Origin of the sequence: Microbacterium sp. PRC9 (genome assembly GCF_031844125.1) — a bacterium.
GTDB lineage: Bacteria > Actinomycetota > Actinomycetes > Actinomycetales > Microbacteriaceae > Microbacterium.
Genome location: NZ_JAUZUR010000002.1, coordinates 393,978 through 406,210, shown reverse-complemented (window position 1 = coordinate 406,210; position 12,233 = coordinate 393,978). Strand labels below are relative to the sequence as shown.

10 protein-coding genes are annotated in these 12,233 nt (G+C 68.9%); 5 read left to right on the top strand and 5 right to left on the bottom strand.

What is annotated here, in order from left to right; translation table 11 throughout:
- Positions 1 to 84: 84 nt before the first annotated feature.
- On the top strand, positions 85 to 1,185 hold the full coding sequence (locus tag Q9R33_RS05530; RefSeq protein WP_311293094.1) for an acyl-CoA desaturase: 1,101 nt from the start codon (positions 85 to 87) through the stop codon (positions 1,183 to 1,185).
- Between the two features lie 21 nt (positions 1,186 to 1,206).
- Here the strand turns inward: Q9R33_RS05530 and Q9R33_RS05525 are convergent, their stop codons facing one another.
- The 3 genes from Q9R33_RS05525 to Q9R33_RS05515 all read right to left on the bottom strand — a co-directional run bounded on the left by Q9R33_RS05525 (position 1,207) and on the right by Q9R33_RS05515 (position 3,925).
- Positions 1,207 to 1,920: a GAF and ANTAR domain-containing protein gene (locus Q9R33_RS05525; protein WP_311293093.1), complete on the bottom strand. Its 714-nt coding sequence runs from the start codon at positions 1,918 to 1,920 to the stop codon at positions 1,207 to 1,209.
- Positions 1,921 to 1,942: 22 nt separating this feature from the next.
- A complete protein-coding gene (locus Q9R33_RS05520) occupies positions 1,943 to 2,641 on the bottom strand; it encodes a GAF and ANTAR domain-containing protein (protein ID WP_311293092.1) in 699 nt (232 codons plus the stop codon).
- Positions 2,642 to 3,184: 543 nt separating this feature from the next.
- The gene (locus Q9R33_RS05515; protein WP_056369595.1) at positions 3,185 to 3,925 is read right to left on the bottom strand and encodes an EAL domain-containing protein; all 741 of its coding nucleotides are present in this window, start codon (positions 3,923 to 3,925) and stop codon (positions 3,185 to 3,187) included.
- A 267-nt stretch (positions 3,926 to 4,192) separates the two neighbouring features.
- Between Q9R33_RS05515 and Q9R33_RS05510 the strand changes: the two genes are divergently transcribed.
- The gene (locus Q9R33_RS05510) at positions 4,193 to 4,519 is read left to right on the top strand and encodes a hypothetical protein (protein ID WP_311293091.1); all 327 of its coding nucleotides are present in this window, start codon (positions 4,193 to 4,195) and stop codon (positions 4,517 to 4,519) included.
- Positions 4,520 to 4,982: 463 nt separating this feature from the next.
- Complete coding sequence (locus Q9R33_RS05505; RefSeq protein WP_056369591.1) at positions 4,983 to 5,558, top strand: hypothetical protein; 576 nt, start codon at positions 4,983 to 4,985, stop codon at positions 5,556 to 5,558.
- Between the two features lie 16 nt (positions 5,559 to 5,574).
- On the opposite strand, the gene Q9R33_RS05500 is transcribed toward Q9R33_RS05505, so the two are convergent.
- Positions 5,575 to 6,498 carry a LysR substrate-binding domain-containing protein gene (locus tag Q9R33_RS05500; RefSeq protein ID WP_311293090.1) on the bottom strand — a complete coding sequence of 308 codons (924 nt, stop codon included), beginning with the start codon at positions 6,496 to 6,498 and terminating at the stop codon, positions 5,575 to 5,577.
- A 77-nt stretch (positions 6,499 to 6,575) separates the two neighbouring features.
- Here Q9R33_RS05500 and Q9R33_RS05495 point away from each other — a divergent pair, with 77 nt between their 5' ends.
- Both Q9R33_RS05495 and Q9R33_RS05490 read left to right on the top strand, forming a co-directional pair.
- Entirely contained in the window at positions 6,576 to 8,309 is a 1,734-nt protein-coding gene (locus Q9R33_RS05495; RefSeq protein ID WP_311293089.1) for an FAD-dependent oxidoreductase, read from the top strand.
- Between the two features lie 76 nt (positions 8,310 to 8,385).
- Positions 8,386 to 8,712 (top strand): hypothetical protein, encoded by a 327-nt coding sequence (locus Q9R33_RS05490; RefSeq protein WP_310245573.1) that lies wholly within the window; start codon positions 8,386 to 8,388, stop codon positions 8,710 to 8,712.
- Between the two features lie 55 nt (positions 8,713 to 8,767).
- Here the strand turns inward: Q9R33_RS05490 and Q9R33_RS05485 are convergent, their stop codons facing one another.
- Positions 8,768 to 12,214, bottom strand: a complete 3,447-nt coding sequence (locus Q9R33_RS05485; RefSeq protein WP_310245570.1) for an error-prone DNA polymerase — start codon at positions 12,212 to 12,214, stop codon at positions 8,768 to 8,770.
- Between the last annotated feature and the right edge of the window lie 19 nt (positions 12,215 to 12,233).

Here is a 12,233-nt window from a genome sequence, read left to right as displayed (position 1 = left end):
GATAACAGGCGTAGCCTGAGACCAGATGGCCCGGACCCTGTCATTGGCGCACGCTCCGTGCGCTTCCTCTGACAGGAGCACAAGATGGCCGTCACCGCTGCCGGGTCGATCGCCTCGAGCGTGCGATCCACGACGCCGAAGGCGCCGAATCTCTACACCGAGCTTTCACAGCGGGTGACCGGGAGCGGCCTCATGCGGCGCCGCTACGGGTACTACTGGACCAAGCTCATCGCGGCGCCGGTCGTGATCGCGAGCGTGCTCACCGTCTTCGTCCTCGTCGGCGACTCGTGGTGGCAGCTGGTCACCGGCGCGGTCCTCGCCGTCGTGCTCACCCAGGTCGCGATGCTCGGCCATGACGCCGCGCATCGCCAGATCTTCCGCTCCGGTCGGTGGAACGACTGGACCAGCATGCTCCTCGGAAACCTTCTCGTGGGGATGAGCTACGGATGGTGGCAGCACAAGCACACGCGGCATCATGCCAACCCCAACAAGATCGGCAGCGACCCCGATATCGAGCTCCCGGTCATCGCGTTCACCCCGGAACAGGCGGACCGCCGACGCGCGAGCCGAAGCGGGCCGCTGCGCTGGCTGATCGCACATCAGGGGGTGCTGTTCTTCCCGATCCTGCTGCTCGAAGGGCTCTCTCTGCACGCATCGAGCGTGCGGCGCGTCTTCTCACGTGAGCAGCTGCGACGCCGTCCGATCGAGATCGCCTTCCTCGCGGTGCGGATCATCGGTTTCGTCGCGCTCGTCTTCGTCGTGCTGTCTCCGGGGATCGCATTCGCCTTCCTCGGCGTCCAGCTGGGGCTGTTCGGCGTATACATGGGGATGGCATTCGCCCCGAATCACAAGGGGATGCCGCTCGTGCCGGCTGATGTGAAGGTCGACTTCCTCCACCGCCAGGTGCTGATGAGCCGCAACATCCATGGCAGCCGGCTGCTCGACACCATCATGGGAGGGCTCAACTACCAGATCGAGCATCACCTGTTCCCGTCGATGCCCCGACCGCACCTCCGCCAGGCGTCGGGGATGATTCGCGCATTCTGCGTGGAACACGGCGTGCCGTACACCGAGACCGGCCTCTGGCAGTCTTACGGAATCGTCGTCCGCTACATCAACAAGGTCGGACTCGGCGAGCGCGATCCCTTCGAGTGTCCATTGCTCCAGCAACGGCAGGCCGTCTAGCTCTCCGCACCGGACACCGAGTCAGAGCGACAGACGCCCGGCGATGACATCGCGCGCGACGACGCCGATACGCGTCTGCGTGGAGCGAGCGTGGCTCCGAATCCTCGCGAACGCCTCATCCATGTCGATGCCCAGCATCTGGGCGAGGTATCCCTTGGCCTGCTCGATCACCACACGGCTGTCCAGCGCGCGCTGAAGCTGAGCCTGTGCGAGCTCGGACTCCTCGACCAACCGCTGCTGCAGAATGCTGATGGTGGCGATATCCGCCAGCGCCTGCGCGGCGGCGGCATCGGCCGTGTTCAGCGCCCCGGCCTCATCCCGGAAGAGGTTCAGCGATCCCAGTGTCGAGTCGCGCAGCCGCAGCGGAATCGCATGGATCGACGAGAAACCGGAGGCGCGCGCATCGGCGGCGAACGCAGGCCAGCGATGGGCGATCTGGTCGATGTCGTCGACAGAGACGACCTCACCCGCCGTTGCAGCCTCTACACAGGGGCCGGCACCGACGCGCAACTGCATCAGCTCGACGAGTTCGCTTCGCTCGCTTGTGGAGGCGATCACCTCGAGCCGCTTCGAAGGACTCAGGAGCAGGATGCCGGCAGCCGACGCGTCGAAGAGCGAAATGCAGTCGTCGACGAGTCGCTGGAGCACATCGACGACGTCGAAGTCGTCGACCAGGGAGTCCGCCAGCGTGACGAAGGTTCCCAGCAGCTGATGCTCGCGGGTGAGCGCCGTCATGCCGTCATCCTAAGCCTTGGGGTCACAGGCTCAGGTCGAGCCGCCGTGCGATGACATCCGCCGCGACATCGCGCACCGAACGCCCCGCGGCGTACGCGTGGCCGCGCAGGATCAGGAGGGCATCGTCCACGCCGATCCTGTTCCTCGCTGCGACCATTCCGGTGGCCTGGTGCACCTCACGGCGGGAGTACGGCTCGTCCTCGCCGCCGTCGTTCGGCCTGTCGAGTCGGCTCAGCGCCCTTCGGAGCAGAGTGCCGGACACGATGGCGGCCAGGCGGCTCATCCGCTCGATGTCCGCGTCGGACAATTCGCGGGCGGTCGGCGAATAGAGAGCGATGGATCCGATTCCGAGCGTGCTGACGAACAGGGGGAAGGCGAAGAGCGCTCCCACGTCGAGCTCTCGCAGGGCGGCCCACGTGCCGGGCCAGAGCGCCCCGCCGTCGACCTGGAGGTCGGATGCCGTGACGGGGAGCCTTGTGCGCAGGGCTTCCCAAGACGGCCCCTCGCCGAGGTCGATCTGGATCTCGTCGATCCGTGCGCCGAGCTTCGTGCTGGCGCACACCGTTTCGGAGCCCAACGGCGAGCCGAGCGTAGACACCACGGCACCGGGCATTGAGACAGCGGCACGCAGGGGGGAGCACAGATCGTCGTCGCCGGCGGTGAGTGCGGCCGCGGCGATCGCGAAGGCATCGCCCGGCTGATCGTCGGGAGTCGTGGGCATCACGTGCGCCACCGTTCATCTCAGAATGACCAGGCGCGGGGTCTCGGTGCCCTTCCTGCGAGCGTACACGCGCCGCCGGCGCGACGGCGGTGCTGCGACGCCGAGCATCGGCAACTCGGGTTCATTGAGACCGCGCTCGGCGGATCCCCGGTCGGATGAGGAGATTGCGCCGCCGATCCGGAGTGCGGCTTGGTGGTCGTGCACCTGGGAAGGCACACATGTGACAGGCGTAAGGTCCGATGATGGACAGACATCACCCACCCAACGATCCGACGCCCGACCAGCAGCGCGCTGCGCGGGACAAGAAGTGGGCGAGAGTCACCAGCATGCACTGGCTCCCCTACGTGCCCTCCGCCGACACCCACAGCCGCGCCTTCGAGCGGGCGCGAAACGCGAAACCGAACGTCATTCCGTCGCAACCCCCCGGAGGCCACGGCGACCAACTCCCGGCCTGATCAGCCCCGGGCCCGCGGTCACCGGCCCCCTCGCAAACGCCCCGGCGGGTCCAAGGCTTGCGTCACGCCCGACACGCTCCGAATCTGACTACCCCGCCAAGAGCGCCGCCATCTCGGCCCGCGGCATGGGGCGTGCGAACAGGTAGCCCTGGCCGCGATCGCATCCCATCGTCTTGACCTTCTCGAGTTGCTGCGGAGTCTCGATGCCCTCCGCGACGACGCGGATGCCGGCCTCGTGGGCGACCGCGATCGCGGCACCCATCGTGCGTTCGGCCGACGGGGAATCGTCGATCACGAGAGCGCGGTCGATCTTCAGCTCGGTGGCGTGAAGCCGCTTCAGCTGCGTGAGGGATGCTTGGCCGGCGCCGTAGTCATCGATCGCGATGCCCAGCCCCAACGCTCGCAGCCCATCGAGCCGCGCGACGACCGCCGACACGTTGCCGATCTGGCGCCCCTCGGTGATCTCGAGCGTGAGTCGCCGCGCGGGACGGCTGATCCTCTCGACGAGCTGCCCGAGCCACGTGGCGAAGACCGAATCCTGCAGCTGTGCGGGTGACACATTGACCGAGACGTCGATGCCCCATTTGGCCATCACGGCGATCGCCTGCGTAGCCATGAAGCGGCCGATCTCCGCGATCATCCCGTCTTCTTCGGCGACCGGGATGAACTCGTTGGGTCCCACGAGCCCCCACTCCGCATGATTCCACCGGCAGAGCGCCTCGACGGCGACCACCCGATTGCTCACCAGGTCGATCTGCGGCTGGAACCATGCGGTGATCTCCGAGCGCTCGAGCGCATGCGTCAGCGCTCTCGATATCTCACTTCTCACAGCCACGGCTTCTCGCTTCGATGCTGGTCGGTCCCCCCGACCCCTGCTCCCCGTCGGCAATTCTCGCACCGGGCGCCGTTCGAAACGGCGTCTTGACGCCCGCCGACGTGTCGGGTATCCGATCTGTGGCTCCCACACGCGCGGGCAGCGCCGTGGGCGACCTCCGGCGCGGGCCGCCAGAGCACGGTCGCGATGTGGTGCGCTGTCGCCGGATCACGGCGACGACCGACGCACCGCGGTCGCGATTCGACGTGTTGTGATGGACGGGTGACGACGCCCGAGAACGCACTTTCACTCACCATCGACGGAACCCCCGACTTCGGCAGTGAGGTGCTGAAGTCGCTGTACCGCATCACGGGACGCTCCACCGGAGAGCTGCGACGTGCGATCCGCGCCGGCGAGCCCGTCTATGCGGCAGGGCTGTTCGGCAACGACCACATCCAGGTCGTTCCTCGGCTCGAGAAGACCGCCGACTACCTCGACAGCCTGGGGATCACATACATGGTCCACGAGTGGGCCGACGGCGCGCGCGAGCAGATCTCTATCGACGTCATGCGGCAGATCATCCAGTCCGCCGACGGCGAGTTCCGCTGACGCTCGCCCTATCACGCAGAGTCCTGCGTGTGGCTCGGGGAGCCTCCGAGGTGACGCGCTAGGGTGGCTGCAGGCCGGGTTCCGCACCTTTCGGCCGTGTCGCACAGGTATCCCCAGTGCCGAGCCCTCCCCCAAAGGGCGCGCGACGCGCGCGGGACAGGCTGAGGTCCCTCGGACGCTACAGGCTCTAGCTGCAACGTCCGAGGGACCGTCCTTGCGCGGGGGGAGCGCAGGGGAAATCAGCGGCCCAGCCCCAGAGATCCCCAGTCCGGACGCCCGCGCTGTGATCGGTTCCCAGGATCACGGCGAGCCGCCCGTCGCCTCACCATATCGCGTACGCGCTGCGGGGAACAGGATCGGGCGACCCCATTTCGCATCGTGCGTTCACGCCCGCGGTCCGCCGCCGTTCCCCCCGGATGCACTACTGTGCACGTCACACGGACCCACGCCGGAGAGGACCGGGATGACAGCGACACCCGCGCCCGACGCCGCACGGAACAGGCCGTCCCGCTATCGCGGCATCGGTATCGTCCTCATCGGGATGAGTGGCGCGATCTGGTGGCCGGCGTTCACGCTCGGGGCGTGGCACACCCCGTTCTTCGACCAGCTTCTGACGGTGTGGGTGGTCGCGACGGCCGGCTTCGTCGTGGTGCTGATCCAGCCGGCGCGGCCACGGGTGAAGGTCGGCCGCGCCATCGCACTCGTCATCCCTTCGCTGTGGCTCGTGTTGTCGTTCACGAGCGCCCCCGCTGCGGACGATCTCTGGGGCAACCTGTTCGATGTGCTCGCGGTCGTCGTCGGACTCGTCGGGATCCCGTTCACGCTGTGGGTGGTCGTGCGCACCGTGTGGCCTGACGTGATCGCCGACTACTCGCCGCGAGTCCGGCTCAGCATCTTCGCCATCGTCGCCGCCATCGCCGTCGCATCGTTCGTCCTGGGTCTCAACCAGAGCCGGTTCCTCACGTGCGAGGACTTCACCCTCAGCGGCAACTCCGAGCCGCCCGGCTGCGTGCACGCCGACGACTCCCCCACCGCCTGACGTTCACGTCCTGCGGCTAGGCGAGCCGCATCGTGGCCTGGGGTCCCGCGGCGAGCGCGGCGGCGGTGCGGACGATCGTCTGCTCCATCACCTCGACGGCCGCCGTCGGCGAGATGTCGGCGACGCGGGCGATGCTGATGGTGCGCGTCAGCGTCGGATCGGAAAGGCGCACCGACCGGAGCCCCGAGCGCTCGATGAGCACCATCGCGGGCACGATCGCGACACCGATCCCCCGCTCGACGAAGCGCAGCACGGCGTCCATCTCCGCGCCCTCGATCACCGTGTACGGGGACAGCCCCGCGGCCGCGAACGCCGCGTCGGTCGTCGCCCGAAGGTCGTACGTCGAGCTGAACGCCACCTGCGGCAGACCGGCCATCGCGCCGAGACCGATGCTCTCTCGCGCGGTGAGCGGTGGTGCGCCGGCCGACGAGATGACGACCAGCTCCTCGACGAGAAGCGGCGCGACGCTGAATCGCTCCGGGGATGCCGGACCCGACGTCGTGATCAACGCGAGGTCCAGCTCACCGCCGGCGAGGTGATCCAGCAGACCGCGCGAACCGCTCTCGGTGATGTGCAGCTCGATCCCGGGATGCGCGGCGTGGAACGCGCTCAGCACCTCGGCGACCAGGCTGATGCACAGAGTCGGGGTCGCGCCCAGGCGCACCCGCCCGCGCTGGAGGCCGGCCAGCTCGTCGAGTTCACGGCGGACGGATGCCGCGTCCGCCAGCATCCGCCGCGCGAGGGGCAGCAGGGACTCCCCCGCGACCGTCAGCGTGCTGCCCGCTCGTGCACGGTGGAACAGCTCGGCGCCCAGGCTCTGCTCGAGCGTCGAGATCTGACGACTGAGCGACGGCTGCGCGAGGTGCAGCTGCTCGGCCGCGCGCGTGAAGTTGCCGAGCTGAGCAACCGTGACGAACGCGCGGAGCTGCTCAAGATTCATGTATATAGCTTATCGCTATGGATATGACCATGAATATGCATTGGAGTGATCGAAGAGAACTGCCTAGCGTGTCTGACGTGATCCCTGCAGAGCGCCAGCTTTCCACCACCGTCCTCGTGATCGGCACCGGAGGTTCCGGTCTTCGCGCGGCCATCGAGCTCGCCGAATCCGGCGTCGACGTGGTCGCCCTGGGCAAGCGACCGAAGTCGGACGCCCACACCTCCCTTGCCGCCGGCGGCATCAACGCTGCGCTCGGCACCATGGATGCCGACGACAGCTGGCAGCAGCATGCCGCCGACACGCTGAAGGAGAGTTACCTCCTCGCCAACCCGCACACCGTCGAGATCGTCACGTCGGGCGCCGCCCGCGGCATCGAAGACCTCGAACGGTACGGCATGCCGTTCGCCCGCGAGGACGACGGCCGCATCTCACAGCGATTCTTCGGTGCGCACACCTACCGTCGCACCGCGTTCGCCGGCGACTACACCGGCCTCGAGATCCAGCGCACGCTGATCAACCGCGCCGCACAGCTGCAGGTGCCCGTCCTCGACACCGTGTATGTGACGCGCATCCTCGTGAACGACGACGGCGCGGTCTTCGGCGCATACGGGTTCGACATCGAGGACGGCACGCGCTATCTGATCCACGCCGACGCGGTGATCCTCGCCGCAGGCGGGCACAACCGCATCTGGCGGCGCACGTCGTCGCGACGCGATGAGAACACCGGCGACTCCTTCCGCCTCGCGGTCGAGGCGGGCGGCCGCCTTCGCGACCCCGAGCTCGTGCAGTTCCACCCCAGCGGCATCATCGAGCCCGAGAACGCGGCCGGGACGCTCATCTCGGAGGCGGCTCGCGGCGAGGGCGGCATCCTGCGCAACGGTCTCGGCGAGCGGTTCATGCACAAGTACGACCCCGAGCGCCTCGAGCTGTCCACGCGCGACCGCGTCGCCCTCGCGTGCTACACCGAGATCAAGGAGGGCCGTGGCACGCCGAACGGGGGCGTCTGGCTGGATGTCTCCCACCTCCCGCGTGAGACGATCATGACCCGCCTCCCCCGCGTCTACCAGACGATGCTCGAGCTGCAGATGCTCGACATCACCAAGGAGCCGATCGAGATCGCGCCGACGGCGCACTACTCGATGGGCGGCGTCTGGGTGCGATCGTCGGACCACTCCACCGATGTCCCCGGCCTCTACGCGATCGGCGAGGCGTCCTCGGGACTCCACGGCGCCAACCGCCTCGGCGGCAACTCACTGATCGAGCTCCTGGTGTTCGGCCGCATCGTCGGACAGGCGGCCGCTGCGTACTCCGCGGCGCTGCCCGCCCAGACGCGCTCGGCCGCGGCGGTAGCGACCGCTCGCGCGGAGATCGACGATCTGCTCGCCGCATCCGGAACCGAGAACGTCCGGGCGCTCCAGCGGGCGATCCGCGACACCATGACCGAGCACGCGGGAGTGGTGCGCGACGAACAAGGGCTGCTCACCGGCCTCGCGGAGCTCGACGCGATCGAGGCGCGGATGGCCGATATCGGGGTTCACCCCGATATCGCGGGCTACCACGACCTCGCGCACGCGTTCGACCTGAAGTCGGCGGCGCTCGCAGCCCGCGCGACGCTCGAAGCCGCGCTCGAGCGCCGAGAGACGCGCGGCTGCCACAACCGGAGCGACTACCCCGACATCGATCCCGAGCTGCAGGTCAACCTGGTGTGGTCCCCCTCGACCGGCGTCGTGCGGGAACAGATCCCGCCCATCCCTGCCGACATCAGGGCGCTCATGCGCGAGGTGTCGGTCGTCGGGAAGCTCGTCGAGTAGGCCGCAGGGTCTACCCCGTTCGGCCGCGGGCTGCAACCCCGAGGGCGAACGCGGGTGCGCGAGGTAGAAAGGCCTCGTGAAGAGGGTCATCTACGCGGGAAGCGAATTCGTGACGGGGGACGACATCGCGGGCGCCCTCCTCGGCTGCGGCCAGGCGCTGGCCGAAGCCGGTGAGGCGGAGGCAGTGACGGTTCCGATCAGGGAGTTGGACGGATCCGTGGGCGAGGTGACGGTGCTCATCGGCCCGGCGAGCCAGATGGTCGCGCGCGATGCCGACAGCGACGACGACGAACTCGTCGACGATGGCGCTGTCGCCCGCCTGAACTCGATCCAGCGACGCCTGCGCCCGGTCGCGGTGATCGATCTCCCCCCTTCGCACGACGACTGGGACGACGAGATCTGACCGACTCACTCGATCATCCACTGCCGAATGGAGAATGCCGGCGTGGCGGCATCCGTCAGCGGAAGTCCCTCGCGCGGTGCTGCACGCCGACGCGGAGATCCTCGAAGGCATCGGCGATGAGGTTCGTCACGCCCTCGGACGAGCGCTCGAGAATGCCGCGCGCGATGAGCGCCGGGGAGTCGCGCACGATGCGGCGGTAGCGGTTCCAGACGCCGAGCGAGCACACGATGTTGACGAGGCCGTGCTCGTCCTCGAGATTCAGGAACGTGATCCCGGATGCTGTCGCCGGCCGTTGCCGGTGGGTCACGAGCCCCGCGACCTCGACGCGGCGGCCGACCTCGTGACTGCGCAGCTCGCGGGAAGTCAGGACACCCCGCGCATCGAGCCCGGAGCGGTAGTGGGTGATCGGATGGTCGTCGGTCGAGATGCCCGTCGCCCACAAGTCGGCGGCGAGGCGCTCGTAGCTGGTGGGGTCGGCGAACAGCGGCGGCTGCACCGCGATGAGCGAGTCCGGCAGGAACTCGGGGCGGTCCTGCGCGGCCGACCCGGCGAGCCAGATCGCCTCTCGACGACTGAGACCGAGGCATTCGAACGCGCCCGCTGTGGCGAGCGCCTCGACCTGCACCGCGGTGATGCTGGTGCGCCGCACGAGATCGCGGAGATCGCGGAACAGCCCGCCCGTCTCGCGCGCGGTGACGATGCGCTGCGCGACCGTCGCCCCGATCCCCTTCACTCCGGCCAGGCCCAGCCGCACCGCGAACCTCCCGTCGCGGCGGTGCGCTGCGGACTCGTCGGGCGCGTCGAGGTCGAAGAGCCCGACCGGCGGCTGCTTCCGCTCGGCGCACGAGTCGAGGCCGGTCGGTCGCGATGAGATGTCTTCGCCGGGTTCGGGGCGCAACGACCCCGTTCCTCGCTCGCTCAACCACCGGGAGGAGGGTTCGAGCACCGCCTCGCTGCCCGAGAGGTGCAGGTCGGGACGGCGCACCTCGACGCCGTGGTGGCGCGCGTCCCCCACGAGGGTCGCCGGTGAGTAGAAGCCCATCGGCTGCGCCCGCAGCAGCCCCGCGAGGAACGCGGCCGGATAGTGCAGCTTGATCCACGAGCTGGCGTACACGAGCAGCGCGAACGACAGGGAGTGCGATTCCGCGAAGCCGAAGTTCGCGAACGCCTGGATCTTGGCGTAGATCGCGTCGGCCTCCTCGCCCACGAGGTCGTTCTCGGCCATGCCGGCATACAGCTTCTTCTTCAGCGAGTCGATGCGCTCGATCCCGCGCTTAGAGCCCATGGCGCGGCGCAACAGGTCGGCGTCCTCGCCGGTGAGCCCGCCGACGGCCATGCCCATCTGCATGAGCTGCTCCTGGAACACCGGGATGCCGAGCGTGCGCTCGAGCACCGGCACGAGCTTGGGGTGCGGGTAGGTCACCTTCTCCTGTCCGAGCTTGCGCTTGACGAACGGGTGCACCGCGCCGCCCTGGATGGGGCCGGGGCGGATGAGCGCGATCTCGATCACGAGGTCGTAGAACCGGCGCGGCTGCAGGCGCGGGAGAAGCCCCATCTGCGCGCGCGACTCGACCTGGAACACCCCGATCGAGTCGGCGCGGCACAGCATGTCGTAGACCGCCTTCTCCTCCTTCGGGATCGTCGACAGCTCCCAGTCCTCCCCCGTCGAGACGCGGATCATGTCGAAGCAGTACTGCAGGGCGGCCAGCATCCCGAGGCCCAGCAGGTCGAACTTCACGAGACCCATCCATGCCGCGTCGTCCTTGTCCCACTGGATCACCGTGCGGTTCTCCATGCGCGCGTGCTCGATCGGCACGACCTCGCCCACCGGGCGGTCGGTGAGCACCATTCCGCCGGAGTGGATGCCGAGGTGCCGCGGCGCCTTGAGCAGCTCGGACGCGAACTCCAGCACCTGATCGGGGATGTCGTGGCCGGCGCCGGTCTCGAGGAGGGCTCCCCATCCCTCGATCTGCTTCGACCAGGCGTCCTGCTGCCCCGGTGAATGCCCCAGCGCCTTGGCCATGTCGCGCACGGCGTTCTTGGGGCGGTACTGGATGACGTTCGCGACCTGCGCCGCGCGGTCGCGCCCGTACTCCCGGTACACCCACTGGATGACCTCTTCCCGACGGTCGGAGTCGAAGTCGACGTCGATGTCGGGCTCCTCCTCACGCAGGCTCGACAGGAACCGCTCGAACGGCAGGTCGTACGCGATCGCGTCGACGGCGGTGATGTCGAGCAGGTAGCAGATGGCGCTGTTGGCGGCGGACCCGCGCCCCTGACAGAGGATGCCCTGGCTCCGCGCGAACTGCACGATGCCGTGGACGATCAGGAAGTAGCCCGGGAAGTCCTTCATCTCGATGACCCCGAGCTCCTTCTCGATGCGCGCCCGGTTCTCCTCCGTCAGGTCGGGGTACTTGCGCGGCACCGCCTCCCACACCAGGTGCCGCAGCCACGACATCGGCGTGTGCCCTTCGGGCACCTTCTGCTTCGGGAGCGCGGGCTTGGCCTTGCGCAGCGGGAAGGCGAGCTCGTCGGCGAGCGTCACGGTGCGGGCGACAGCGTCGGGAAATCGCACGAAGCGCTCCGCCATCTCGGCCCCCGACCGCAGATGGGCACCGGCGTGCGCGGGCAGCCAGCCGTCGAGCTCGTCGAGACCGCGGTTCGCGCGCACGGCGGCGACCGCCGCGGCGAGCAGCTGCCGCTTCGGCACGGCGTAGTGGACGTTGTTGGTCGCAAGGATCGGGAGGCCCCGCTCCCGCGCGAGCCCGACGAGCACGTCGTTGTCACGGGTGTCGAGCGGGTTGCCGTGGTCGATGAGCTCGACGTGCACGTTGTCCTTCCCGAACAGCGTCACGAGGCGGTCGAGCTCGCCGGCTGCCGCGTCGGGACTCTCGGCGAGCCCGCGGCGCACGGCGCCCTTGCGGCACCCGGTGAGCACCGCCCACTCCCCCGCCGCCTGCGCGGCGAGCTCCTCGAGGTCGTAGACCGGCCGGCCCTTCTCCGCCCCCTGCAGCTGCGCGTGCGTGATCGCACCCGCCAGCCGGTGGTACCCCTGCTCACCACGGGCGAGCACCAGCAGGTGCGCGCCGACCGGATCGGCCTCGCCGTTCTGCGGCTTCGGCAGCTCGAGCGACAGCTCGGCGCCGAACACGGTCTTGAGCTGCAGCGACTCCGCAGCCTCCGCGAACCGGACGATGCCGTAGAACCCGTCGTGGTCGGTGACCGCGAGGGCATGCAGCCCCAGACGCTCCGCCTCCTCGGCGAGCTCCTCGGGCGAGGAGGCCCCGTCGAGGAACGAGTACGACGAGTGCGCGTGCAGCTCGGCGTACGGGATCGCATCGGCCGGACGCTCGATCTCGGGCGCGACGTACGGCCCGCGCTTGTGCGACCACGCGGGGCTGTCGCCGCCGTCCGCGCCGACCGGTGGCGCGTCGGGTCTGCGACGGCCGCTCAGTACGCGCTCCATCTCGGACCATGGCACGCCCGGGTTGTTGAAGCCCATCAGGCGCCCCTGGTTCCGG